The organism is Streptomyces sp. P17, from assembly GCF_032436805.1.
Lineage (GTDB): Bacteria > Actinomycetota > Actinomycetes > Streptomycetales > Streptomycetaceae > Streptomyces.
In genome coordinates this window covers 81,985-106,255 of sequence record NZ_JAVRBF010000002.1, presented here as the reverse complement: position 1 = coordinate 106,255, position 24,271 = coordinate 81,985, and the positions used below count along the sequence as shown (strand labels likewise).

At 71.4% G+C, this 24,271-nt stretch carries 20 protein-coding genes and 1 riboswitch; of the genes, 13 read left to right on the top strand and 7 right to left on the bottom strand.

Annotation, left to right across the window (positions count from 1 at the left end; genetic code table 11):
• The first annotated feature begins 255 nt into the window (after nt 1-255).
• Nucleotides 256-1,305 carry a GTP-binding protein gene (locus RMT89_RS01670; protein WP_315882077.1) on the top strand — a complete coding sequence of 350 codons (1,050 nt, stop codon included), beginning with the start codon at nt 256-258 and terminating at the stop codon, nt 1,303-1,305.
• Nucleotides 1,306-1,418: 113 nt separating this feature from the next.
• Here the strand turns inward: RMT89_RS01670 and RMT89_RS01665 are convergent, their stop codons facing one another.
• Nucleotides 1,419-3,875, bottom strand: coding sequence for a DNA topoisomerase IV subunit A (locus tag RMT89_RS01665; RefSeq protein ID WP_315882076.1), 2,457 nt, complete (start codon nt 3,873-3,875; stop codon nt 1,419-1,421).
• Between the two features lie 45 nt (nt 3,876-3,920).
• On the opposite strand from RMT89_RS01665, the gene RMT89_RS01660 reads away from it, so the two are divergent.
• The 5 genes from RMT89_RS01660 to RMT89_RS01640 all read left to right on the top strand — a co-directional run bounded on the left by RMT89_RS01660 (nt 3,921) and on the right by RMT89_RS01640 (nt 8,983).
• The gene (locus RMT89_RS01660; protein ID WP_315882075.1) at nt 3,921-4,130 is read left to right on the top strand and encodes a hypothetical protein; all 210 of its coding nucleotides are present in this window, start codon (nt 3,921-3,923) and stop codon (nt 4,128-4,130) included.
• 52 nt (nt 4,131-4,182) lie between these two features.
• The gene (locus tag RMT89_RS01655) at nt 4,183-5,568 is read left to right on the top strand and encodes a pitrilysin family protein (RefSeq protein ID WP_315882172.1); all 1,386 of its coding nucleotides are present in this window, start codon (nt 4,183-4,185) and stop codon (nt 5,566-5,568) included.
• Nucleotides 5,565-6,953 (top strand): pitrilysin family protein, encoded by a 1,389-nt coding sequence (locus RMT89_RS01650; protein WP_315882074.1) that lies wholly within the window; start codon nt 5,565-5,567, stop codon nt 6,951-6,953. Before RMT89_RS01655 ends, RMT89_RS01650 begins: the two co-directional genes overlap by 4 nt.
• Nucleotides 6,954-7,167: 214 nt before the next feature.
• A riboswitch (cyclic di-AMP (ydaO/yuaA leader) is annotated at nt 7,168-7,331 on the top strand.
• Nucleotides 7,332-7,343: 12 nt separating this feature from the next.
• Nucleotides 7,344-8,108, top strand: coding sequence for a M23 family metallopeptidase (locus tag RMT89_RS01645; RefSeq protein WP_315882073.1), 765 nt, complete (start codon nt 7,344-7,346; stop codon nt 8,106-8,108).
• A 188-nt stretch (nt 8,109-8,296) separates the two neighbouring features.
• On the top strand, nt 8,297-8,983 hold the full coding sequence (locus tag RMT89_RS01640) for a GntR family transcriptional regulator (protein ID WP_315882072.1): 687 nt from the start codon (nt 8,297-8,299) through the stop codon (nt 8,981-8,983).
• 137 nt (nt 8,984-9,120) lie between these two features.
• Here RMT89_RS01640 and RMT89_RS01635 read toward each other — a convergent pair whose 3' ends face one another.
• On the bottom strand, nt 9,121-9,402 hold the full coding sequence (locus tag RMT89_RS01635; protein ID WP_315882071.1) for an HPr family phosphocarrier protein: 282 nt from the start codon (nt 9,400-9,402) through the stop codon (nt 9,121-9,123).
• A gap of 176 nt (nt 9,403-9,578) precedes the next feature.
• On the opposite strand from RMT89_RS01635, the gene RMT89_RS01630 reads away from it, so the two are divergent.
• The 4 genes from RMT89_RS01630 to RMT89_RS01615 are packed head-to-tail and all read left to right on the top strand — an operon-like array spanning nt 9,579 to nt 15,187.
• Nucleotides 9,579-12,665, top strand: a complete 3,087-nt coding sequence (locus tag RMT89_RS01630; RefSeq protein ID WP_315882070.1) for a GNAT family N-acetyltransferase — start codon at nt 9,579-9,581, stop codon at nt 12,663-12,665.
• A gap of 50 nt (nt 12,666-12,715) precedes the next feature.
• On the top strand, nt 12,716-13,303 hold the full coding sequence (locus RMT89_RS01625) for a DUF5998 family protein (RefSeq protein ID WP_315882069.1): 588 nt from the start codon (nt 12,716-12,718) through the stop codon (nt 13,301-13,303).
• Nucleotides 13,303-14,493, top strand: a complete 1,191-nt coding sequence (locus RMT89_RS01620; RefSeq protein WP_315882068.1) for an alkaline phosphatase family protein — start codon at nt 13,303-13,305, stop codon at nt 14,491-14,493. Before RMT89_RS01625 ends, RMT89_RS01620 begins: the two co-directional genes overlap by 1 nt.
• 46 nt (nt 14,494-14,539) lie before the next feature.
• The gene (locus tag RMT89_RS01615) at nt 14,540-15,187 is read left to right on the top strand and encodes a thymidine kinase (protein ID WP_250071171.1); all 648 of its coding nucleotides are present in this window, start codon (nt 14,540-14,542) and stop codon (nt 15,185-15,187) included.
• Here the strand turns inward: RMT89_RS01615 and RMT89_RS01610 are convergent.
• Together RMT89_RS01610 and RMT89_RS01605 are read right to left on the bottom strand one after the other, a co-directional pair.
• Nucleotides 15,184-15,687, bottom strand: coding sequence for a DUF4352 domain-containing protein (locus RMT89_RS01610; RefSeq protein WP_315882067.1), 504 nt, complete (start codon nt 15,685-15,687; stop codon nt 15,184-15,186). The two genes, RMT89_RS01615 and RMT89_RS01610, sit on opposite strands and share 4 nt — an antisense overlap.
• A gap of 80 nt (nt 15,688-15,767) precedes the next feature.
• Nucleotides 15,768-16,571 carry a VOC family protein gene (locus RMT89_RS01605; protein WP_315882066.1) on the bottom strand — a complete coding sequence of 268 codons (804 nt, stop codon included), beginning with the start codon at nt 16,569-16,571 and terminating at the stop codon, nt 15,768-15,770.
• 297 nt (nt 16,572-16,868) lie between these two features.
• Here RMT89_RS01605 and RMT89_RS01600 point away from each other — a divergent pair, with 297 nt between their 5' ends.
• Entirely contained in the window at nt 16,869-17,720 is an 852-nt protein-coding gene (locus tag RMT89_RS01600; protein ID WP_315882065.1) for a sulfurtransferase, read from the top strand.
• Between the two features lie 80 nt (nt 17,721-17,800).
• Here the strand turns inward: RMT89_RS01600 and sepH are convergent, their stop codons facing one another.
• The 3 genes from sepH to RMT89_RS01585 form a co-directional block, all read right to left on the bottom strand.
• Entirely contained in the window at nt 17,801-18,835 is a 1,035-nt protein-coding gene (gene sepH / locus RMT89_RS01595) for a septation protein SepH (protein WP_315882064.1), read from the bottom strand.
• A gap of 393 nt (nt 18,836-19,228) precedes the next feature.
• Nucleotides 19,229-20,548 (bottom strand): D-arabinono-1,4-lactone oxidase, encoded by a 1,320-nt coding sequence (locus RMT89_RS01590; RefSeq protein ID WP_315882063.1) that lies wholly within the window; start codon nt 20,546-20,548, stop codon nt 19,229-19,231.
• A complete protein-coding gene (locus RMT89_RS01585; RefSeq protein ID WP_315882062.1) occupies nt 20,508-21,752 on the bottom strand; it encodes an MFS transporter in 1,245 nt (414 codons plus the stop codon). Before RMT89_RS01585 ends, RMT89_RS01590 begins: the two co-directional genes overlap by 41 nt.
• Before the next feature lie 173 nt (nt 21,753-21,925).
• Between RMT89_RS01585 and RMT89_RS01580 the strand changes: the two genes are divergently transcribed.
• Nucleotides 21,926-23,053 carry a ferrochelatase gene (locus RMT89_RS01580; RefSeq protein WP_315882061.1) on the top strand — a complete coding sequence of 376 codons (1,128 nt, stop codon included), beginning with the start codon at nt 21,926-21,928 and terminating at the stop codon, nt 23,051-23,053.
• A 275-nt stretch (nt 23,054-23,328) separates the two neighbouring features.
• The gene (locus RMT89_RS01575) at nt 23,329-24,144 is read left to right on the top strand and encodes an inositol monophosphatase family protein (RefSeq protein WP_315882171.1); all 816 of its coding nucleotides are present in this window, start codon (nt 23,329-23,331) and stop codon (nt 24,142-24,144) included.
• Nucleotides 24,145-24,271 lie beyond the last annotated feature (127 nt).

The window sequence follows — 24,271 nt, the reverse complement described above, 5'->3', positions numbered from 1 at the left end:
CGAGCGGTGGGCGGCGCTTGCCGTCTCCCAGGGTGCCGAGCGGCTCTGATCGGCAGGGAGGCGGAGAGGAGGCGCACGGAGGGAAGCGAGGGTCGCACAGTCCGGCGCCATGCCCAACGTCTGCCCCGCAAGTGCTGCTAACAATCGTTCACTTCGCGCGGTTTCTTTCGGCTCGTATCCTGGGGCGGCATTCATTCTTCGCACGGGCGCCGGGTCGCGAGCCGGTGCACGCGTCGGTGGGAGAGAGGTCGCTCGTTGGTCCCGAGTCGCAGGTCGCAGCAGATCCCGGTCGTCGTCCTCGCCGGTTTCCTCGGCTCCGGCAAGACCACGCTCCTCAACCATCTCCTCCACGGCAGCGGAGGCAGCCGTATCGGAGCGATCGTCAACGACTTCGGGGCCATCGAGATCGACGCCATGGCTGTGGCCGGCGCGCTCGGCGACTCGACCGTCTCCCTCGGCAACGGCTGCCTGTGCTGCGCCGTCGACGCCGGTGAACTCGACCTCCACCTCGAACGCCTCGCCGCCCCCGCCGTCGGCATCGACGTCATCGTCATCGAGGCCAGTGGCCTCGCCGAGCCGCAGGAACTGGTCCGCATGGTGCTCGCCAGCGAGCATCCGGGGATCGTGTACGGCGGTCTCGTCGAGGTCGTGGACGCCGCCGAGTTCGACGACACCCGCGCCAGGCACCCCGAGATCGACCGGCATCTCGCCCTCGCCGACCTCGTCGTCGTCAACAAGCTCGATCGGGCCGCTGAGCCGGATCGTCTCATTCCGTTCGTCCGTGAGCTCGCGGGTCGTGCCTCCGTCGTTCCCGCCACCTACGGGCGTGTCGACCCCGAGTTCCTCTTCGACTGCCGGCCCGGCGAGGAGCGCGTGGGGCAGTTGTCCTTCGACGACCTGCATGAGCACGGTGGCCATGACGGGCATCCGCACACCGGGTACGACAGTGTCTCGTTCGTTTCCGGACGGCCTCTCGATCCGCGCGCGCTCATGAGCTTCCTCGACAGCCGTCCCGAGGGGCTCTACCGGATCAAGGGGTACGTCGACTTCGGCCCGCACGACGCCCTGAACCGGTACTCCGTGCACGCCGTCGGGCGGTTCCTCCGGTTCTACCCCGAGCCCTGGACGCCCTCCGACGAGCGGCTCACCCAGCTCGTCCTCATCGGCTCCGGCATCGACGCGCCCGCCCTCGCCAAGGAACTCCAGGCGTGTGAGAGCGATGCCCCACACGCCGACGAGACCGGCATGTGGGGCATCCTCCGCTACGTACAGGGCTCCGAGGACGAGGACCTCGCGGAGGCCTAGGAGACCACTGAGAATCTTGAAAACCCGCCCGACTTGCACCGGATTGCCCCAATCGACTTTTGCGGGCGAACCTGGGCGATCGGGGCGTCCCAAGCAAGATCTTCAGGACACTTCTAGACCGGGCCCGCCACCACCGACACCGTCTTCCGCAGCGACACCCCCGAGCCGTCGCGGCGCGGGTCCATGTCCGGGAGTTCGGCCGGAGTGCCGTTCTTCTGCGCCGCCCGGGCCGGAGCGGGGCCCGCCCAGGCCAGGGAGAGACAGTCCTCGCCCTTCAGGAACCGCTGGCAGCGGACGCCACCGGTGGCGCGGCCCTTGCGCGGGTACTGGTCGAACGGGGTCAGCTTCGCCGTCGTCTGGACCGAGTCGTCCAGCGTGCCGCGCGAGCCCGCGACCGTGAACACCACCGCGTCGGCCGCCGGGTCCACCGCAGTGAAGGAGATGACCTTCGCGCCCTCCGTCAGCTTGATGCCCGCCATACCGCCCGCCGGGCGGCCCTGCGGACGCACCTGCGAGGCCTGGTAGCGCAGCAACTGGGCGTCGTCCGTGATGAAGACCAGGTCCTCCTCGCCGGTGCGCAGTTCCACCGCGCCGACGATCCGGTCACCCTCCTTGAGGGTGATGACCTCCAACTCCTCCTTGTTGGACGGGTAGTCGGGCACCACGCGCTTGACGACACCCTGCTCGGTGCCGAGCGCCAGGCCCGGGGAGGACTCGTCCAGCGTGGCCAGGCAGACCACCGTCTCGTCGCCCTCCAGGGAGACGAACTCCGTCAGCGGAGCGCCGCCCGAGAGGTTCGGCCGCGCCGCCGTCTCCGGCAGCGTCGGCAGGTCGACGACGTTGATCCGCAGCAGACGGCCCGCGGACGTCACCGCGCCCACCTCACCGCGTGCGGTGGCCGGCACCGCCGAGACGATCACATCGTGCTTGGAGCGCTTCGCGTCGCCGTCCTCCGCGAACGGGTCGCCGTTCGCCGTACGGGCCAGCAGGCCCGTCGAGGACAGCAGCACCCGGCACGGGTCGTCGGCCACCTGGAGCGGAACCGTCGCCGCCGTGGCGCCCGCCGACTCCAGCAGGACCGTACGCCGCTCGGTGCCGAACTTCTTGGCCACCGCGGCCAGTTCGTTGGACACCAGCTTGCGCAGTTCCGCGTCCGACTCCAGGATCCGGGTCAGCTCCGCGATCTCCTCGTTCAGCCGGTCCTTCTCCGCCTCCAGCTCGATGCGGTCGTACTTGGTGAGCCGGCGCAGCGGGGTGTCGAGGATGTACTGCGTCTGGATCTCCGACAGTGAGAAGCGCTCCATCAGGCGCTCCTTGGCCTGCGCGCTGTTCTCGCTGGAGCGGATCAGCCGGATGACCTCGTCGATGTCGACGAGGGCGGTGAGCAGGCCCTCCACCAGGTGCAGCCGGTCGCGCCGCTTGGTGCGGCGGAACTCGCTGCGGCGCCGGATGACCTCGAAGCGGTGGTCGAGGTAGACCTCCAGGAGTTCCTTGAGGCCCAGGGTGAGGGGCTGGCCGTCGACCAGGGCGACGTTGTTGATGCCGAAGGACTCCTCCATCGGCGTCAGCTTGTAGAGCTGCTCCAGGACCGCCTCCGGCACGAAGCCGTTCTTGATCTCGATGACCAGGCGCAGGCCGTGCGCGCGGTCGGTGAGGTCCTTGACGTCGGCGATGCCCTGGAGCTTCTTCGAGCCGACCAGGTCCTTGATCTTGGCGATGACCTTCTCGGGACCGACCGTGAAGGGCAGCTCGGTGACGACGAGGCCCTTGCGGCGGGCCGTCACGTTCTCCACGGACACCGTCGCGCGGATCTTGAAGCTGCCGCGGCCCGTCTCGTACGCGTCCCGGATGCCGGTCAGACCCACGATCCGGCCGCCGGTGGGCAGGTCGGGGCCCGGGACGTGCCGCATCAGGGCGTCCAGATCCGCGTTGGGGTGGCGGATCAGATGGCGGGCGGCCGCGATGACCTCGGACAGGTTGTGCGGCGGCATGTTGGTGGCCATGCCGACCGCGATCCCGGAGGAGCCGTTGACCAGGAGGTTCGGGAAGGCGGCGGGCAGCGCCACCGGCTCCTGCTCCTGGCCGTCGTAGTTGGGGGCGAAGTCGACCGTGTCCTCGTCGATCGACTCCGTCATCAGGCTGGTCGCGGCGGCCTGACGGCACTCGGTGTACCGCATGGCGGCCGGCGGGTCGTCATTGCCGAGCGAGCCGAAGTTGCCGTGGCCGTCGACCAGGGGGACACGCATCGAGAAGGGCTGCGCCATGCGCACCAGCGCGTCGTAGATCGACGCGTCGCCGTGCGGGTGCAACTTACCCATGACCTCGCCGACCACGCGCGCGCACTTCACATAGCCGCGGTCGGGGCGCAGGCCCATCTCGTTCATCTGGTAGACGATGCGGCGGTGCACCGGCTTCAGGCCGTCGCGGGCGTCCGGCAGGGCTCGTGAGTAGATGACCGAGTACGCGTACTCAAGGAAGGAGCCCTGCATCTCGTCGACGACGTCGATGTCGAGGATCCGCTCCTCGTACGAGTCGTCGGGCGGCGGGGTCTTCGTGCTGCGGCGGGCCATCGCTGCCAAGGCTCCTTTTTCTGTGCGCTCACCTACGGGGCGCTCATGCTGACGCGTGAACTGGATCTGACGCGGACCATTGTGGACCGCGGCACTGACAACCCGGACCAGGACCCGGCGTCGGCCGTCCGGCCCGGCGCGGCGGCGGACCTCCGCTCACGGCTGCCCGCAGGCTACGCGATCCGCTGTCGGCGTATGTCGACCGGGAACTTCGCCGAGGCCGCGCACGCTTGCATACAGTGGCAGGACCGGTAGGAAAACCGCGGTTTCGACGACCGCGTCCGCGATCGAAGGGACGTACATGCCCATGGGTCACACGGCCACAGCCCAGGCAGGCTCCGGCGGCCTGACAGCGACCGAGCACCGCCTGGCCAACGGCCTGCGCGTGGTGCTCTCCGAGGACCACCTGACCCCGGTCGCGGCGGTGTGCCTCTGGTACGACGTCGGCTCGCGCCACGAGGTCAAGGGGCGCACCGGTCTGGCTCACCTTTTCGAGCACTTGATGTTCCAGGGCTCCGCCCAGGTCAAGGGCAACGGCCACTTCGAGCTGGTGCAGGGCGCCGGCGGCTCGCTGAACGGCACCACCAGCTTCGAGCGCACCAACTACTTCGAGACCATGCCCGCCCACCAGCTGGAGCTCGCCCTCTGGCTGGAGGCCGACCGCATGGGCTCGCTGCTCGCCGCCCTGGACGACGAGTCGATGGAGAACCAGCGGGACGTCGTGAAGAACGAGCGCCGCCAGCGCTACGACAACGTCCCTTACGGCACGGCCTTCGAGAAGCTGACCGCCCTCGCCTACCCCGAGGGCCACCCCTACCACCACACGCCGATCGGCTCGATGGCCGACCTGGACGCGGCGACGCTGGAGGACGCGCGCGCGTTCTTCCGTACGTACTACGCGCCCAACAACGCCGTACTGTCGATCGCCGGCGACATCGACCCGGAGCAGACACTCGCGTGGGTCGAGAAGTACTTCGGCTCCATCCCCGCCCACGACGGCAAGCCCGCCCCGCGCGAAGGCTCGCTGCCGGAGATCATCGGCGAGCAGCTGCGCGAGATCGTCGAGGAGGAGGTCCCCGCGCGGGCGTTGATGGCCGCCTACCGCCTCCCGCACGACGGCACACGCGCGTGCGACGCGGCCGACCTGGCCCTGACCGTCCTCGGCGGCGGCGAGTCCTCCCGCCTCTACAACCGTCTCGTACGGCGCGACCGTACGGCCGTCGCCGCCGGGTTCGGGCTGCTGCGGCTCGCCGGAGCGCCCTCCCTGGGCTGGCTTGACGTGAAGACCTCCGGTGACGTCGAGGTCCCCGTCATCGAGGCCGCCATCGACGAGGAGCTCGCCCGGTTCGCCGAGCAGGGGCCGACGGCCGAGGAAATGGAGCGCGCCCAGGCCCAGTTGGAGCGCGAGTGGCTGGACCGGCTCGGCACCGTCGCGGGCCGCGCCGACGAACTGTGCCGCTACGCCGTCCTGTTCGGTGACCCGCAGCTCGCCCTCACCGCCGTGAAGCGGGTGCTGGAGGTGACGGCCGAGGAGGTCCAGGAGGTCGCCAAGGCCCGCCTGCGCCCCGACAACCGCGCGGTGCTCGTCTACGAGCCGACCGTCCCCACGGAGACCGTCGAGGAGCCCACCGAAGACCTGGAGTCCGCGGCCACCGTGGAAGCCACCGACGACAACGAGGAGGCGGCCAAGTGACCGAGCTCGCCACGATGGAGTTCCACCCCCAGCCGCAGGCGGGCGAGCCGAAGGTCTGGGCCTTCCCTGCACCCACGCGCGGGACCCTCGACAACGGTCTGGCGGTCTTGCGCTGCCACCGCCCCGGCCAGCAGGTCGTGGCGGTCGAGGTGCTCCTGGACGCCCCCCTGGAGGCCGAGCCGGCCGGCCTCGACGGCGTCGCCACGATCATGGCGCGTGCCTTCTCCGAGGGCACCGACAAGCACACCGCCGAGGAGTTCGCCGCCGAGCTGGAACGCTGCGGCGCCACCCTCGACGCGCACGCCGACCACCCCGGCGTACGCCTCTCCCTCGAAGTGCCGGTCTCCCGCCTGTCCAAGGCGCTCGGACTGCTCGCCGACGCGCTGAGGGCGCCCGCCTTCGCCGACAGCGAGGTCGAACGGCTGGTGCGCAACCGCCTTGACGAGATCCCGCACGAGCTGGCCAACCCCTCCCGGCGCGCTGCCAAGGAGCTGTCCAAGCAGCTCTTCCCGGCCACCGTGCGCATGTCGCGCCCGCGCCAGGGCACCGAGGAGACGGTCGCGGCCATCGACTCCGGGGCCGTACGCGCCTTCTACGAGCGGCACGTCCGCCCCGCCACGGCCACCGCCGTGGTGGTCGGCGACCTCACCGGCACCGACCTCGACGCGCTCCTCGCCGACACCCTCGGCTCCTGGACCGGCTCCTCGGCCGAGCCGCGGCCCGTACCCCCGGTCACCGCCGACGACACCGGCCGCGTCGTCATCGTGGACCGCCCCGGAGCCGTCCAGACGCAGCTGCTGATCGGCCGCGTCGGCCCCGACCGGCACGACCGCGTGTGGCCGGCCCAGGTCCTCGGCACGTACTGCCTCGGCGGCACCCTCACCTCCCGCCTGGACCGCGTCCTGCGTGAGGAGAAGGGCTACACCTACGGCGTGCGCTCCTTCGGGCAGGTCCTGCGCTCCGCCCCCGACGGCACCGGCGCCGCGATGCTCGCCATCAGCGGCTCCGTCGACACCCCCAACACCGGTCCCGCCCTGCAGGACCTGTGGACCGTGCTGCGCACCCTCGCCGAGGGCGGGCTCACCGACGCCGAGCGGGACGTCGCCGTACAGAACCTCGTCGGGGTGGCGCCGCTGAAGTACGAGACGGCCGCCGCCGTGGCGAGCACCCTGGCCGACCAGGTCGAGCAGCACCTGCCGGACGACTACCAGGCCACGCTGTACCGCCAGCTCGCCGCGACCGGCACCGTGGAGGCCACCGCGGCCGTCGTGAGCGCCTTCCCGGTGGACCGTCTGGTGACCGTGCTGGTCGGTGACGCGGCGCAGATCAAGGAGCCCGTCGAGGCCCTCGGCATCGGTGAAGTCACCGTTGTGACAGCCGAGTAGACACACCCTCGGACGTGAACGCGCGATCACGCGCGTGTGGGGCCCTGGTGACGGAAGCGTCACCAGGGCCCCCTTATGTCCGAATTGAGGGAGAGGTTGCCTGTCTGACCTGTGGCATGCGCTACAAAAGCCGTGATCCGTTTGGGGATTGAAAGTTGCCCCGTTTAGCGTCGTGCGGGCTGTCCGTCAGGCAGTGCGCCGCATCCGCGGCACCGGACAGTCATCGCCGAGTCCCCGTACGGCGCGAGCCAGGGGAGCCGGGGACCCACCGCAGTCCCTGGGGTGAATCGGACGCCCGCGCGTGAGCGAGGGGGTCCGTAGGAGACCTTCCTGCTCCGAACCCGTCAGCTAACCCGGTAGGCGAGAGGGAAGGAAAGGACCACCCACTTCATGGCGTTCACGCGCGCCACCGGGAAGCACCGTCGTCCCAGCAGGATGCAGCGCACCACCGCCCGCGCGGCGGGCGTCGCGGCACTCACCACCACCGGCGTCATCGGAACCCTGTCGAGCCCCGCGCTCGCCGCGGACATCTCCGCCGAGCAGACCGCTCTCACCCCCGTCATCACCATCGGCGACTCGGTCGCCGCGCAGATCGACGCCCAGGCCGCCGCCCAGCAGCAGGCGGCCGACGAGGCCGAGGCGAAGCAGAAGGCCGAGGAGGCCGCGCGCAAGAAGGCCGCCGAGGCGGCCAAGAAGGCGCGCGAGGCCAAGGAGCGCGCCGCCCGCGAGGCCGAGCGCAAGCGCCTGAACACCTTCGTCTCCCCGGTCTCCGGCTCCTACGTGTCGACCAGTTACAAGGCCGGCGGCGCCCTCTGGTCCTCCGGCAGCCACACCGGCGCCGACTTCCACGCCTCCAGCGGCACCTCCGTCCGCTCGGTCGGCATGGGCACCGTCGTCGAGGCCGGCTGGGGCGGGGCGTACGGCAACCAGATCGTCATCAAGATGCACGACGGCACGTACACCCAGTACGCCCACCTCTCGTCCATCGGCGTCTCGGTGGGCCAGAGCGTCACCCCGGGCCAGCAGATAGGCCTCTCCGGCGCCACCGGCAACGTCACCGGGCCCCATCTGCACTTGGAGGCCCGTACGACCGCGGAGTACGGCTCGGACCTCGACCCCGTCGCCTACCTCCGCTCGCGCGGCGTGAACGTCTGACGACACCCGCCACCGCTTCCCGGGACCCCGGCTCGCCGAGCCGGGGTTTTCGGCGTTTGTGAGCCCTCGCTGTCCAAAAAATATCCATGGATTCCGGCCCGCCATCGGAAATTCCGGCTCACTGCAATAGAGTCACTGAACACACGTCAGTCATCGACGTTTCACGGGGATTAAAGCGGAGGTCGGTCATGCGTATTCCGGCGCATTCGGTATGCACGGCGATCCGGGACGACATCGTCGCCGGTGTCTACGAGCGCGGCAGCCGACTCACCGAGGAACTGCTGGCGCGCCGCTACGGCGTCTCGCGCGTCCCCGTCCGGGAGGCCCTGCGCACGCTGGAGGCGGAGGGCTTCGTGGTGACCCGGCGGCACGCGGGCGCGTGCGTCGCGGAACCCACCGAGCAGGAGGCCTCCGACCTGCTGGAGATGCGCTCGCTGCTGGAGCCGCTCGGCGCCGCGCGGGCCGCCCAGCGGCGCACCGAGGCGCATCTGAAGGTGCTGCGCGGCCTGGTGAGGCTCGGTCAGGAGCGGGCCAGAAGGGGCAACAGCGAGGATCTGCGCTCCCTGGGCGGCTGGTTCCACGAGACGCTCGCCCAGGCCTCCGGCAGCCCCGCCCTGACCTCGATGCTGACCCAGTTGCGGCACAAGATCGCCTGGATGTACGCGGTGGAGGCGCCGGCCAGTCCCGCGGAGACCTGGGCGGAGCACGGCGCGATCGTGGACGCGGTGGCGCGCGGGGACAGCGAGCGCGCGCGGGCGATCACCGCCGTGCACACAGAGCGCTCCAGCGGTACGCACAGGCTGCGGTTCCCTTCCGGCGGGGAGCGTGTGAGGAATTCGCAACATCCCGTAAACATGTCTGGCCTGCGGCATTAACATGCGCGCCGTATACAAAGAGGGTGTAATTTCCGGGGGATTATTTTCGCTGCCCGGAAGCGGAAATGGCGAAGGGCCCGCCCGGTAATTCGGGCGAGCCCTCGATGGAAGCGGCGTGTGCCGCGACCGGAAATTACTCAGACGGTCTCGGGAAGCTCTTCGAGACCCTCGGAGACCAGCTTCGCCAGACGGTCGAGGGCGATGTCCGCACCCTCGGCCTCGGAGGCGAGCACGATCTCCTCGCCGCCCTGGGCGCCCAGGCCCAGAACCGCCAGCATGGAGGCCGCGTTGACGGGGTTGCCGTCGGCCTTGGCGATCGTCACGGGGACGCCTGCGGCCGTGGCGGCTCGGACGAAGATGGAGGCGGGGCGGGCGTGGAGGCCCTCGGCCCAGCCGACGTTGACGCGGCGCTCAGCCATGTGATGCTGCCCTTCAGGTTCTCAGGTTGTCTAGACCAGTGTTCCACACGTGAAGCGTGTCCGGAACGGACCTTCGTCCCGTCCCGTGCAGCCGTCGGACCGCGGCCTCGATCCGACACTCGTCCTCCACAGACTGCCTCGCGCCGTTGTCGTACGCGAGCCGTACTCTGGGCCCCATGCAGAGCGCGTCGGACCGGCACGAGTACCCCGCCCACTGGGAAGCCGACGTGGTGCTGCGCGACGGCGGCACCGCGCGCATCCGCCCCATCACCGTTGATGACGCCGAGCGCCTGGTCAGCTTCTACGAGCAGGTCTCGGACGAGTCGAAGTACTACCGCTTCTTCGCGCCCTACCCGCGTCTGTCCGCCAAGGACGTCCACCGCTTCACGCACCACGACTTTGTGGACAGGGTGGGACTCGCGGCCACGATCGGCGGCGAGTTCATCGCAACCGTACGCTATGACCGCATTGGCGCCGACGGTCTGCCCGCCTCCGCCCCCGCCGACGAGGCCGAGGTCGCCTTCCTCGTCCAGGACGCCCATCAGGGGCGCGGGGTCGCCTCCGCCCTGCTCGAACACATCGGCGCGGTCGCGCGCGAGCGGGGCATCCGGCGGTTCGCCGCCGAGGTGCTGCCCGCCAACACCAAGATGATCAAGGTGTTCACGGACGCCGGGTACACCCAGAAGCGCAGCTTCGAGGACGGCGTCGTCCGCCTGGAGTTCGACCTGGAACCGACGGACCGCTCGCTCGCCGTGCAGTACGCGCGCGAACAGCGCGCCGAGGGGCGCTCCGTGCAACGGCTCCTGGTCCCCGGCTCGGTGGCCGTCATCGGTGCCGGCCGCGCACCCGGCGGTGTGGGCCGCGGCGTCCTGGACAACATCCGGGAGGGCGGGTTCCAAGGTCCGCTGTACGCCGTGAACCAGGCGTTCCCCGAGGGGCTGAAGGAGCTCGCCGGGGTGCCCGCGTACCGCTCGGTGCGCGACATCGACGGCCATGTGGACCTCGCGGTCGTCGCCGTGCCGGCCGAACAGGTCCCCGAGGTCGTCACCGAGTGCGGTGAGCACGGCGTCCAGGGGCTGGTCGTGCTCTCCGCCGGGTACGCCGAGATGGGGCCGGAAGGCCGGGAGCGTCAGCGCGAACTCGTCCGGCACGCGCGCGCGTACGGCATGCGGATCATCGGTCCGAACGCCTTCGGCGTCATCAACACCTCCTCGGGCGTACGGCTGAACGCCTCGCTCGCGCCGGAGATGCCGCGGCCCGGGCGGATAGGGCTGTTCGCCCAGTCCGGCGCCATCGGCATCGCGCTGCTGTCCCGGCTGCACCGGCGCGGCGGCGGGGTCACCGGCGTCACCGGCGTCTCCACCTTCGTCTCCTCCGGCAACAGGGCCGACGTGTCCGGCAACGACGTACTCCAGTACTGGTACGACGACCCGGACACCGATGTCGCCCTCATGTACCTGGAGTCCATCGGCAACCCGCGCAAGTTCACCCGGCTCGCCCGGCGGACGGCGGCGGCGAAGCCGCTGGTCGTGGTGCAGGGCGCGCGGCACGGCGGCGCGGCTCCGCAGGGGCATGCCGTCCGCGCGACGCGGCTGCCGCACGCCACCGTGTCGGCGCTGCTGCGGCAGGCCGGGGTGATCCGGGTGGACACGATCACCGAACTCGTCGACGCGGGGCTGCTGCTCGCGCGCCAGCCGCTGCCCGCCGGGCCGCGGGTGGCGATCCTCGGCAACTCCGAGTCGCTGGGGCTGCTGACCTACGACGCGTGCCTCTCCGAGGGGCTACGACCGCTGCCGCCGCTGGACCTGACGACGGGGGCGTCGGCGCAGGACTTCCGGGCCGCGTTGTCCCGGGCGCTGGCCGATGACACCTGCGACTCCGTCGTGGTCACCGCGATCCCGGCGATCGGGGAGCCGTCGGCGGGGGACGCGGTCCTGGCGGAGGCGCTGCGGTCGGCGGCGGAGGAGGTACCGGGGAAGCCGGTACTGGTGGTGCATGTGGAGCTCGGGGGGCTCGCGGAAGCACTGTCGGCCGCGGCGAGCACGGCACCGCAGGCCGGTTCCGGCGAAGCCGGGGCTGCGGCCGGGGCGGGGTCGGACGGGCGACCCGGTGCCGCCGGGGATGCACCCTCCAGCGAGACGGGCGCGTCCCCAGGCCGTGCGAACGCCCGCGGCTTGGCGCAGCCGGGTGTCGGCGGCCCGGCGATGGCCGACCGCGGCGCGACGGCATCGCATGCCCGCGGCTCGGCGGAGCCCAGTGCGAGCGGCCGGGCTGAAACGGCCGACCGTGCCCGGGCGCAAGCCGCTGACCAGGACGGAACCCGGGCGGCTGACCGCGGTGACGCGGAAGCGGCCGACCGTGGCGCGCTGTCGGCAGCCCCCGGAGGACCTCAGCGCGCACCCCGTCTCATTCCCGCCTACCCCGCCGCCGAGCGAGCCGTTCGCGCCCTCGCCGAAGCCGTGAAGTACGCCCAGTGGCGGCGGGAGGCCGCCGAGCCCGGGCGGGTGCCCGAGTACGAGGACATCGACGAGCGGGGGGCCGCTGCCCTCATCGACGGGCTGCTCGCGCGCGGGCAGGGGCTCACCCTCGGCAGTGAGGAGACCTGCGAGCTGCTCGGGACGTACGGCATCCACGTCCGCCGGGCCCTCCCCGCCCCCACCCCCGACGCCGCCGCCGAAGCTGCCCGCGCCGTCGGTTACCCCGTCGCCCTCAAGGCCACCGCGCCGCACCTGCGGCACCGTGCCGATCTGGGCGGCGTCCGGCTGGATCTTGCCGACGAGGAGCAACTGCGGCGGGCGTACACCGAGTTGGCCGAGCTGTTCGGGAAGCCGGAGGAGCTGCGGCCGGTCGTGCAGGCCATGGCGGCGCGCGGGGTCGACACCGTCGTACGGGCCGTGATCGACCCGGCGGCCGGTGCCGTGCTGTCGTTCGCGCTCGCCGGGGCCGCCTCCCAGCTTCTCGGAGACATGGCGCACCGGCTGATCCCGGTCACCGACCGCGAGGCGACCTCCCTCGTGCGCTCGATCCGGACCGCGCCGCTCCTGTTCGGCTGGCGGGGCTCGACCCCGGTCGACACACCCGCGCTGGAAGAGCTGCTGCTCCGGGTCTCGCGCCTGGTCCACGACCACCCCGAGGTCGTCGCCGTGACCCTGGAGCCGGTCGTCGTCGCCCCGCACGGTCTGACCGTGCTCGGTGCCACCGTACGGCTGGCCCCGCCGCCCGCCCGCGACGACCTCGGCCCGCGCACGCTGCCCGCCTACTGACCGGCGCGAGCGGTCCCTCGCAGTCAGTGGGCCCCCGTAGGATGGTGGCCATGGCCAAGACCAGTACGACGACCCAGGGGCTGCGAGCGGCGATCGAGCGCAGCGGCTACTACCCGGCCCTCGTGGCCGAGGCGGTGGAGGCCGCCGTGGGCGGCGAGCCCATCCGGTCGTACCTGGTCCACCAGGAGACCACATTCGATCAGAACGAGGTGCGGCGGCATGTCACCGTGCTGGTTCTCACCGACAACCGCTTCATCGTCAGCCACACCGACGAGCAGGCCGCGGACACCACCTCCCCGACCCCGTACGCCACCACCTCCACGGAGTCGGTCAAGATCGGCCGGATCTCGTCGGTCGTGCTCAGCCGGGTGGTCGCCAACCCGGAGTCGTACACGCCGGGCACGCTGCCCCGCGAGGTCGTGCTGACCATCGGCTGGGGCGCGGTCTCCCGGATCGATCTGGAGCCGGCCGCCTGCGGCGATCCCAACTGCGAGGCCGACCACGGCTACACGGGCAGCTCCACCGCCGACGACCTCAGCCTGCGCGTCAGCGAGGCCGGCGACGGCCCGGAGACGGTGCGCCAGGCGCTCGCCTTCGCGCAGGCGCTCTCCGAGGCGACCGCGGATACCGCCCGCTGATGGCTCAGCCTGTTTGGGAGCACGACCCGCAACCGCTGCCCCTCGACTCCGCCCCCCTCCCCGAGTACGGCGCGGGCTCGCTCGCCGATCTGCTGCCCACGCTGGCCGCCGGTATGGACGTACCGGGTATGACCGCCGCGATCAGCGAGCTGGCCCCGGCCGAGCGGAACTGCGTGTTCCTGATCGACGGTCTCGGCTGGGAGCAGCTGAAGGCGCACCCCGAGGAGGCGCCGTTCATGACCTCGCTCCTCGCCAGCTCCCGCGGCGGCACGGGACGGCCGCTGACCACCGGCTACCCGGCGACCACCGCGACCTCCCTCGCCTCCGTCGGCACCGGACTGCCGCCGGGGGCGCACGGACTGCCCGGCTACACCGTGCGCAATCCCGACACCGGTGAGCTGATGAACCAGCTGCGCTGGCAGCCGTGGACCGCGCCGCGGCCCTGGCAGCCGTACCCCACCGTCTTCCAGATCGCCCACAACGCGGGTGTGCACGCCGCGCAGGTGTCGTCGCCGGCCTTCGAGAACACCCCGCTGACCAAGGTGGCGCTGAGCGGCGGCACCTTCCACGGGCGGCTGAGCGGCGAGGAGCGCATGGACCTCGCGGCCGAGCAACTGGCCGCCGGTGACCGCTCCTTGGTCTACACGTACTACGCCGAGGTGGACGGCGCGGGCCATCGCTTCGGCGTCGACTCCGACATGTGGCGTGGCCAGCTCATGTACGTCGACCGGCTCGTCCAGCGCCTCGCCGAGCAGCTGCCGCCGCGCACCGCGCTCTACGTCACCGCCGACCACGGCATGGTCGACGTGCCCTTCGACGAGCAGCATCGCATCGACTTCGACGAGGACTGGGAGCTGCGCGCCGGGGTCGCCCTGCTGGGCGGCGAGGGCCGCGCGCGCCATGTCTACGCGGTGCCGGGCGCCGAGAACGACGTCCTGACCTGCTGGCGCGAGGTGCTCGGCGAGCAGTTCTGGGTGGCCTCGCGGGAGGAGGCGATCGCGGCGGGATGGTTCGGCCCGCACATCGACGAGCGGGTGTACGCCCGGATCGGCGACGTCGTCGCGGCCGCTCGCGACGATGTGCTGATCATCGCATCCGAGCGGGAGCCGAAGGAGTCGGCGATGGTCGGCAACCACGGCTCGATGACCCCGGCGGAACAGCTGGTTCCGCTGCTCGAAGTACGTTCCTGAAGCCACGTCCCGTACGACCCTGTTGCCGAAAGGTGCTCAACACCCCATGCCCGAGCTGGTGTTCTTCTCCGGAACGATGGACTGCGGGAAGTCGACGCTGGCTCTCCAGATCGAGCACAACCGCTCGGCGCGCGGCCTGGTCGGCATGATCTTCACCCGCGACGACCGCGCCGGCGAGGGCAAGCTCTCCTCGCGCCTCGGTCTGGTAACGGACGCGGTGGAGGTCGAGGACGGCCAGGATCTGTACGCGTACCTGGTGGACCACTTGTCCCAGGGCGGCCGCGCGGACTACGTCATCGCCGACGAGGCGCAGTTCCTGGCCCCGGAGCAGATCGACCAACTCGCGCGCGTGGTGGACGACCTGGGCCTGGACGTCTACGCCTTCGGCATCACCACCGACTTCCGCTCCAAGCTCTTCCCCGGCTCCCAGCGCCTGGTGGAACTCGCCGACCGCGTCGAGGTCCTCCAGGTGGAGGCCCTGTGCTGGTGCGGAGCCCGCGCGACCCACAACGCCCGCACGGTGGGCGGCGAGATGGTGGTCGAGGGCGCCCAGGTCGTCGTCGGCGACGTCGACCAATCGGACACCATCGGCTACGAGGTCCTCTGCCGCCGCCACCACCGCCGCCGCATGACGGCAGCGACGGCGAGAGCGGCGGCGCTGTCGCCGGATGTGCTGCCGGTGCCGTCTGCCTAGCGGCGCTTGGGGACCTTCCATTCGCCGGTGTCGTCGGAGAACCCGCTGTTCATCGTGTACTGAACGGCGACGACGCGGGATCCGTCGGGCACTTCGAAGGTCAGGAAGCCGACCGCCTTGGCTCCGGGCCGGATCGTTACGCTGCCGGGAAACTCGGCTCCGGCGGTCGTGGCGTAGATGATCGATGCGTCGAAGCGCTGATCCTTCTGGTCGATCACCTCCGCGCCGAACGATGGCGCGTCGGTGTACTCGACCCTGCCCGTGTTCTTCATACGGAACTGGACGGCGACGAGATGGTTGCCCTCGTCCGGCTTGAAGATCGAGTTCTCGGCGCGTGCCGGATCCACGACTTTGGTCACGGTGACGTCCAGCTTCTCCGCGTCCTCGATGCCCGTGAGGCTCAGCGTGTCCCCGACCTTCCCGTCGGACGACACAGGGGCCAGAGCCAGAGCCGAGCCCGCCAATACGGAGGTGAACAACGGTGCGGTACGACGTCGCATCGCTCCTCCCGATCACTTCGCGCGGAGCGGCTGATGTCTCCAGGATCCGCCCGTGCCGGGGTCCCGGCGAGCCGGGAGGATCAGGGCCTGCTCTGGAGCAGTGAGAATCTTGCGCCCTCTGGGTCTGCCACTGTGGACATGCGGCCCAGGGCGCTGTCGTGTGGGGGTTTGAGGATGTGGCCGCCCAGGGTGACTACTCGGGTGGTTGACTCGTCTGTGTCGGCCACCTCGAAGAAGGTCATCCAGTGGGGGCCCCGGTCGCGGGGAAGCGAGTGGCCGAGGCCGAGGATCGCGGCGATCGTGCGGCCGGCCAGGTGGAGGGTGACGTAGTCGAAGTCCGCCGAGACCACTGCCTGCTGCTCGTGGCCGAAGACCGTCTCGTAGAACTTGGCCACGCTCGTTGTCTCGAAGGTCAGGAGCTCGTTCCAGACCGGGGTGCCGGGGACGCCGGTGAGGGCGATACCGAGGTGGGCCGCTGCCTGCCAGACGCCGAAGACGGCGCCGGAGGGGTCGGAGCAGATCGCGAGGCGGCCGGCGTCGGCGGCGTCCAGGGGGCCGACACCCACCGTGCCGCCGCACAGCCGTACCGTGTCGGCCGTCAGGTCCACGTCCGTCGAGGCGAAGTAGGGCGTCCAGGCGATCGGCAGATGGCGGTCCGGCGGCAGCTGACCGATTCCGGCCACTTCCTCTCCGTCCAGCAGCGCCCGCACATACGGGCCGAGCTGCTGCGGTCCGGGCTGAAACTCCCAGCCGAACAGCTCACCGTAGAACTCCTGGGTCGCGGCCGGCCCGTGCACCATCAGACTCACCCAGCAGGGCGAGCCGGGCGCGTGCCGAGCGTGCGGTTCGCCGTTCAGGCCGGCCGACCCCCGTGCCTCGGTCATCGTCACTCTCTCCTCGGCTCCTCGCGGTGGCCGCATCGATTCCGCTCTCCGGACCCCCGTGCCGATGCTCGCACCACCCGTGATGCCGCGCGTCCCGGGCGCGCCGCTGTACCGCGCGCTGTGCCCGGAGGATGCCCGGTGTGCCGTTTCTCGTCCGTTTCCGTGTGAATGCCCACGGGTGTCGATCGGCTGTACAGCATGTGCCCGATCCCGTACGCCTCGTGATCGGGGCTGTCCGGCCGAGCAGAGTAGCCGGACATGGACGTTGCGGCCACCCCGTACGCGAGGATGGTGGCCATGAACGCCATCATCTCCGCAACCGAACTCGCCGGCGACCTGGCCGGACCTCGTCCGCCGGTGCTTCTCGACGTCCGCTGGCAGTTGAGTGTGGCTGTAGCGGCGGGCGAGCCGCCCTTCGACGGCCGGGCCGAGTACACCGCCGGACACCTCCCCGGCGCGGTCTTCGTCGACCTGGACGAAGAGCTCGCCTCCACCCCTGGTACCGCCGGCCGGCACCCGCTGCCGGACCTCGCGGAGTTCGGCGCCGCGATGCGCCGCGCGGGCGTCACGTCCGGGCGCCCGGTGGTCGTGTACGACGGCGGCCAGGGCTGGGCGGCGGCCCGCGCGTGGTGGCTGCTGCGCTGGACGGGTCACCCGGACGTGCGGGTCCTCGACGGCGGGTTGCCGGCCTGGGGCGGACCGCTGGAGACCTCCGTCCCGGCCCCGGCGGAGGGCGATTTCCAGCCGAACCCCGCCGCGGCGGGTCTGCTCGACGCGGACGGCGCCGCCGCACTGGCCCGCTCCGGCCTGCTGCTGGACGCCCGCGCGGGGGAGCGCTACCGGGGCGAGGTGGAGCCGATCGACCGGGTCGGCGGACACATCCCGGGCGCCGTGTCCGCGCCGACCAACGAGAACGTCGCCGCCGACGGCCGTTTCCTGCCCGCCGAGGAACTGCACGCACGCTTCAAGGCCCTCGGCGCCGACGACGGCACGGCGGTCGGCGTGTACTGCGGTTCCGGTGTCTCCGGGGCCCACGAGGTGCTGGCGCTCGCCGTCGCGGGCATCCCGGCCGCGCTGTACGTGGGTTCGTGGTCGGAGTGGTCCTCGGACCCGTCGCGTCCGGTGGCGGTGGGCCCCGACCCTCAGTAACGCACGGAACGGGCCCGCACCCAAGCGCGCGGGCCCACGGTCGTACGACGCCCTGGACGCCGTACGACCGACTGCTCCTGCTACTCCTGCTTCTTGCGGCGCGTCCCGAAGACGATCTCGTCCCAGCTCGGGACCGCCGCGCGACGGCCCGGGCGGACGCCGTCGGCCTCGGCCTGGCGGTCGGTCGAGCCGATGAGCCGGTCGCGGTGGCTGCCCACGGAGCGGGGCATGAGGACATCGGCGTAGGCGGAGCCGGCCGACGCCGCGGGAGCGGGCGGTTCCTCCGCCGCGGGCTCGGCGGGGGGCTCCGCCGGTGCGGGGGCCTCCGACGGGCGCTCGGGTACCACGAGGTCGCCGCGGAAGCTCGGTACGGCCTCCAACAGGCTGGTCAGCGAGTCCCGTTCGCTCGCTGTCTCCTCGGCATCGGGTGTCGGCGCCGGCAGGCTGGGCCGCTCCCGGTCGAGCGCGCGGTCCAGCGGACGGTCGCGCGGCAGCCGGGCGATACGCGGGACGAACGGAAAGCTGGGCTCGGGCGCGGCGAGGTCCTCGGACTCGCCGATCAGCGAGCGGGCCTCCTCGTCGACGGCCTGGACGAGCCGCCGCGGCGGGTCGTACGTCCAGCTCGCCGAGTGCGGTTCGCCCGCGACCCGGTAGACCAGCAGAACCTCCCAGGTGCCGTCGTCGCGGCGCCAGGAGTCCCACTGGACGGTGTCCTTCTCGGCACCGCGCAGGGTCAGCCGCTCCTGGACGGCCTCGCCCAGCTGCGGCCCCGCGTTCTCGCCGGGACGGCGGACCGGAGTCTTCCGGGCGCGTTCGGCCATGAAGGCGCGCTCGGCCAGCACGGGCCCCTCGAACCGCCGTACGCGGTCGACGGGAATACCGGCCATCTGTGCGACCTCTTCCGCGGTCGCACCAGCGCGTATACGTGCCTGAATGTCGCGGGGGCGGAGATGACTCTCCACCTCGATCTCGATCTGGCCGAGGCGGGGACGGTCGCCGCGAACAGCGGCGCGCAGACGCTCGTCAATCGGAAGCGTGTACTCCGTGCTGTCCGCAGCCTTCAGCACCAGCCGTGTGCCGTCATTGGAGACGGCCACGACACGCAGTTCGGGCATGGGGACCTCCCGGGTGGTGCCTGCCGACGTCACGTGCGTCGCTGCTTCCGCTAGTCGAGTGTGGCCTGCCCGGGTGCAGCCTGCCACAACCTTGCCGAGTTGCCCGGCGTGTCGGGCACGGGCCCTGGATCGCCGTTATGGCACGGTTACCTATTCGCAACGCTAAGTGACCAACTCCGTCACCCTGTGCAACTAGCCCCCTCCCGGCGGTCCTTGAAGGCCACGGACGTCCTGGCGGGAGACCGGACCCAGGGCTCGCAACAGTACTCCATTTGGGCCACGTGCGTGGATTGGCACGCCGCCCAACTTGGTGCAAGAGGCGGGACTTGGCCGTCCGGCAAGGGAGTTGGGGGATCTCGAACGTGGCGTACGTCACGGAACCCGACGCCTTCGCTACGACCCCAGAACCCTCCGCAGGTAGTCGTTCTGGAACAGACGATCCGGATCGAGCCGATCCCGAAGTGCCGTGAACTCGCCGAAGCGCGGGTAGACCTCGGCGAAGTACTCGGCGTCCCGCGTGTGCACCTTGCCCCAGTGCGGCCGGCCCTCGTGCGCGGTGAAGATGCGCTCGGCGGCCGTGAAGTACCGCTGGTACGGGGCCCCCTTGGCCATGTGGACGGCGATGTACGCGCTGTCCCGGCCCGAGGCGGTGGACAGGGTGATGTCGTCGGCCGGGGCGGTGCGCACCTCCACGGGGAAGCTGACCTTGAGGCCCGAGCGCTCGACCATCGCCTTCAGTTCGCGCAGCGTCTCGACGGCGGCCGCGCGCGGGACGGCGTACTCCATCTCCACGAAGCGGACCCGGCGCGGCGATGTGAAGACCTTGTAGGGGATGTCCGTGTAGGTCCGCGCGGACAGGGCCTTGCTGGAGATCCGGGCGATGGCCGGGACCGTGGCGGGCGCCGCGCGGCCGATCCACTGGGCGGCCTGGAAGACGCCGTTGGAGAGGAACTCGTCCTCGAACCAGGCCTTGAGCTGTCCCACCGGGCGCTCCGGGCCCGCGCTGCGGTTGTTCCGCTTGGTGTTGGTGTTCCCGGTGTGCGGGAACCAGTAGAACTCGAAGTGCTCGTTCTCGGCCCACAGTTCGTCGAAGTCGTGGGTGACCCGGTCGAAGGTCATCGGCTCCTCGCGGGCCGTCAGCAGGAAGACCGGCTCCACGGCGAAGGTGATCGCGGTGACGATACCGAGGGCGCCGAGTCCGATTCGGGCGGCGGCGAAGACCTCCGGGTTGTCCTTCTCGGAGCAGGTGAGCACCGAGCCGTCGGCCGTGATCAGCTCAAGTGCCGTGATCTGGGCGGCTATCGACCCCGAGTCCCGGCCCGTGCCGTGGGTGCCGGTGCTGGTGGCACCGGAGACGGTCTGCTCCATGATGTCGCCCATGTTGGTCAGCGACAGACCCTCGCGGGCCAGGGCCATGTTGAGCCTCTTGAGCGGGGTGCCGGCCTCCACCGTGACAGTCATGGCGTCCCGGTCAATGTTGCGGATGCCGGTCAACAGTTGAGGGCGGATCAACACACCGTCGGTGGCGGCGATCGAGGTGAAGGAGTGCCCGGTGCCGACGGCCTTCACCTTCAGGCCGTCCTCGGCCGCCTGCCGTACGGCATCCGCCAGTTCCTCGACCGAGGCGGGCGTGACCTCCCGCGCGGGGCGGGCCAGGACGTTTCCGCCCCAGTTACGCCACGTGCCGTTCTTCCCGCTCGTTGTGCTGCTCAACGGTGCCTCCCCGACGCGGAGCCGGCCGATTGAGCCGGCGGTACCCGAGGAAACCGACCGCGACCGCGACGGCTCCGGAGGCCGCCGGAACCCCGTACCCGGCCTGCGCACCGGCCGCGTCGATCACCCAGCCGGCCGCCGAGGAGCCGAGCGCGACCCCGACCGCGAGCCCGGTGCTCACCCAGGTCATGCCCTCGGTCAGTTGCGCGCGTGGTACGTGCTGTTCGATGAGGGACATCGTCGTGATCATCGTGGGAGCGATGCAGAGCCCCGCAAGGAACAGCGCCACGGCCAGAAACGGCAAGTTTCCGACCAGTAGGAGGGGGATCATACTCACGGCCATCGCGCATATGCCCAGCAGCCAGCGAGGTTCGGGCGCCCCCTTGAGGTGCAACAGCCCGAACACCGCGCCCGCCACACAGGAACCGGCCGCGTAGAGCGCGAGGACGACGCTCGCGGCGCCCTTGTGGCCCTGCTCCTCGGCGAAGGCCACGGTGACCACGTCGACGGCCCCGAAGATCGCTCCCGTCGCCACGAAGGTGGCCACCAGGACCTGGAGGCCGGGGGAGCGCAGGGCGCTGCTGCCGCGCCTCTCGTCCCGCGCGCGCGGGTGCGGGACGGGCTCGGTGGCGCGCTGGGCGGTCAGCCAGAAGACACCGGCCGCCAGGAAGCCCGCGGCGAGCAGCGGTCCCGCCTCCGGGAACCAGGCCGTGGACAGACCGATGGAGATGATCGGCCCGAAGATGAAGCAGACCTCGTCCACCACCGACTCGAAGGAGTACGCGGTGTGCAGCTGCGGTGTGCCCCGGTACAGGGCCGCCCAGCGGGCGCGGATCATCGCGCCGACGCTCGGCACACAGCCGATGCCGGCGCAGAACACGAAGAGCGTCCAGTCCGGCCAGCCGTAGTGCGCGGCGAGCAGCAGTCCGGCCGCCGCGGTGAGGGAGACGAGCGTCGCCGGGCGCAGCACGCGCCGCTGGCCGTACTGGTCCACCAGCCGTGAGACCTGCGGTCCGGCCACCGCCGCGGCGAGCGCGATGGTCGCCGACAGGGCGCCGGCCAGGCCGTAGCGCCCGGTCAGCTGGGACACCATCGTCACCACGCCGATGCCCATCATCGACAGGGGCATCCGGCCGAGGAAACCCGCGGCGGAGAAGCCCTTGGAGCCGGGGGCGGCGAACAGGGCGCGATAGGGGCTGGGCACGGGGTCTCCGGTCGCTGGGAGGGCGGCGCGCGAGGCGCGCCGGGTAAGGCGTGCAGGTGGCCGATACAGCTTACGAGTTAGGTGACCCTAATGCACCCGATCGGCCGGCCGGGGACCCGGGACGACACCCCACCGTTTCCCGGCTGTCAGTGCCGGGTGGCAGGATCGGACGCATGCCAGACGCGCTCGATGCCAGCCCTTACGACGCCCTCCTCCTGCTCTCCTTCGGCGGCCCGGAGGGCCCGGACGACGTGGTTCCGTTCCTGGAGAACGTGACACGAGGGCGCGGCATCCCCAAGGAACGGCTGACGGAAGTCGGGCAGCACTACTTCCTGTTCGGCGGGGTCAGCCCCATCAACGACCAGAACCGCGCACTCCTCGACGCCCTGCGCAAGGACTTCGCCGACCACGGCCTGGACCTGCCGGTCTACTGGGGCAACCGCAACTGGGCGCCGTATCTGACGGACACCCTGCGCGAGATGGTCCGCGACCGACGCCGCCGCATCATCGTCCTCGCCACCAGCGCCTACGCCTCGTACTCGGGCTGCCGCCAGTACCGCGAGAACCTCGCCGACTCGCTCGCCACCCTGGAGGCCGAGGGCCTGGAGCTGCCGAAGATCGACAAGCTGCGGCACTACTTCAACCACCCCGGCTTCGTGGAGCCCATGATCGACGGTGTGCTGCGCTCGCTGGCCGACCTCCCCGAGGACGTCCGCGGCGGCGCCCACATCGCGTTCACGACCCACTCCATCCCCCACTCCGCCGCGGACAGCTCGGGTCCGGTCGAGGACCACGGCGACGGCGGGGCCTACGTCAGGCAGCACCTGGACGTGGCGCGGCTGATCGCCGACGCCGTCCGTGAGCGCACCGGCATCGACCACCCCTGGCAGCTCGTCTACCAGTCCCGCTCCGGCGCCCCGCACATCCCTTGGCTGGAGCCCGACATCTGCGACCACCTGGAGGAGCGGTACGCCTCCGGCGTCCCGGCCGTGGTGATGGCCCCCATCGGCTTCGTCTCGGACCACATGGAGGTCCTGTACGACCTCGACACCGAGGCCAGGGCCAGGGCCGGGGAGCTGGGGCTGCCGGTGCGCCGCTCGGCCACCGTCGGCGCCGACCCTCGGTTCGCCGCGGCCGTCCGTGAGCTCGTCCTGGAGCGGGCCGCCGCCGAGAGCGGACGGGCGGTCACGCCGTGCGCCCTGGGCGCGCTCGGCGCGAGCCACAACCTCTGCCCGGTCGGCTGCTGCCCCGCCCGCGCCCCCCGGCCCGCCGCCGCGGGCGCCGACAGCCCCTGTGCGTAAGAGCCTGTGTCACATCCCGGCCGGATCAGCGCGCGGTGTCTGGTGCGAGCGATCGCACCGCGCCGGAGCGCCCTCGCGGCGGAGCCATGGGGGTGTTCCGGCAGCGCGGGAGCGCCCTCGCGGCGGAGCCATGGGGGTGTTCCGGCAGCGCGGCGAGCATGCGTGCCAGCGGCGTGCGCCCGGCGAGGGTGTGACACATGCTCCAAGGACAGCCGCACCTCGCCCACCCCGCCGCGACCGAGCAGCGGCCGACAGCCCTACGCCTGAGGAGCCCCGTGACCGACCCCCTGCCCTCGGACCTGCTCCGTCTCGCCCAGGAGGCCGCGCGCCGCGCCGGCGACCTGCTGCGTGACGGCCGCCCGGCCGACCTCGCGGTCGCCAAGACCAAGTCGAGCCCCATCGACGTGGTCACCGAGATGGACATCGCGGCCGAGAAGCTGATCACCGACCTGATCTCCGACCAGCGCCCCGACGACGGCTTCCTCGGCGAGGAAGGCGCCTCGACCGAGGGCACCAGCGGGGTGCGCTGGGTGATAGACCCCCTCGACGGCACGGTCAACTACCTGTACGGACTGCCGACTTGGGCGATCTCCATCGCCGCCGAGCAGAACGGCGAGACCGTCGTCGGGGTCGTCGCGGCCCCGATGCGCGGCGAGACGTACCACGCGGTACGCGGCGGCGGCGCCTGGGCCACCGGTGCCTGGCAGGGCGAGCGCGCGCTGGTCTGCCGCCCGGCGCCGCCCCTGGAGCAGGCGCTGGTCTCCACGGGCTTCAACTACGTGACCGAGGTCCGGGTCCACCAGGCCGAGGTCGCCCACAAGCTGATCCCGCTCCTGCGGGACATCCGGCGCTCCGGCTCGGCGGCGGTCGACCTGTGCGACGTCGCCGCGGGCCGGCTGGACGGCTACTACGAGCGCGGTCTGCACCCCTGGGATCTCGCGGCGGGCGACCTGATCGCCCGTGAGGCGGGCGCCCTGACCGGTGGACGCCCCGGAGAGGGCCCCACGGCCGACCTGGCGATCGCTGCCACCCCGGGCGTCTTCGAGCCCCTCCAGAGGCTGCTGGAGGACTTCGGGGCCTGGCGGGATTGAGGCTGGGCTGGATGGCCCGCTGCTGGGTTTCGCTCGGTGGGCCGGTTCGGGGTTTCGCTCGGTGGGCTGGTTCTGGTCTTTGCTCGGTGGGCTGCTTCTCGCTCGGTCAGCTGTGATTGCTCGGTCG

Bases quoted from the DNA above. Each gene is read 5' to 3' on its own strand.
- RMT89_RS01615 (WP_250071171.1), top strand. From the start codon at position 14,540: ATGCCCGAGCTGGTGTTCTTCTCCGGAACGATGGACTGCGGGAAGTCG.
- RMT89_RS01600 (WP_315882065.1), top strand. From the start codon at position 16,869: ATGAACGCCATCATCTCCGCAACCGAACTCGCCGGCGACCTGGCCGGA.
- RMT89_RS01610 (WP_315882067.1), bottom strand. From the start codon at position 15,687: ATGCGACGTCGTACCGCACCGTTGTTCACCTCCGTATTGGCGGGCTCG.
- RMT89_RS01635 (WP_315882071.1), bottom strand. From the start codon at position 9,402: ATGGCTGAGCGCCGCGTCAACGTCGGCTGGGCCGAGGGCCTCCACGCC.
- RMT89_RS01580 (WP_315882061.1), top strand. From the start codon at position 21,926: ATGCCAGACGCGCTCGATGCCAGCCCTTACGACGCCCTCCTCCTGCTC.
- RMT89_RS01625 (WP_315882069.1), top strand. From the start codon at position 12,716: ATGGCCAAGACCAGTACGACGACCCAGGGGCTGCGAGCGGCGATCGAG.
- RMT89_RS01640 (WP_315882072.1), top strand. From the start codon at position 8,297: ATGCGTATTCCGGCGCATTCGGTATGCACGGCGATCCGGGACGACATC.
- RMT89_RS01645 (WP_315882073.1), top strand. From the start codon at position 7,344: ATGGCGTTCACGCGCGCCACCGGGAAGCACCGTCGTCCCAGCAGGATG.
- RMT89_RS01655 (WP_315882172.1), top strand. From the start codon at position 4,183: ATGGGTCACACGGCCACAGCCCAGGCAGGCTCCGGCGGCCTGACAGCG.
- RMT89_RS01620 (WP_315882068.1), top strand. From the start codon at position 13,303: ATGGCTCAGCCTGTTTGGGAGCACGACCCGCAACCGCTGCCCCTCGAC.
- RMT89_RS01660 (WP_315882075.1), top strand. From the start codon at position 3,921: ATGCTGACGCGTGAACTGGATCTGACGCGGACCATTGTGGACCGCGGC.
- RMT89_RS01605 (WP_315882066.1), bottom strand. From the start codon at position 16,571: ATGACCGAGGCACGGGGGTCGGCCGGCCTGAACGGCGAACCGCACGCT.
- RMT89_RS01630 (WP_315882070.1), top strand. From the start codon at position 9,579: ATGCAGAGCGCGTCGGACCGGCACGAGTACCCCGCCCACTGGGAAGCC.
- sepH (WP_315882064.1), bottom strand. From the start codon at position 18,835: ATGCCCGAACTGCGTGTCGTGGCCGTCTCCAATGACGGCACACGGCTG.
- RMT89_RS01665 (WP_315882076.1), bottom strand. From the start codon at position 3,875: ATGGCCCGCCGCAGCACGAAGACCCCGCCGCCCGACGACTCGTACGAG.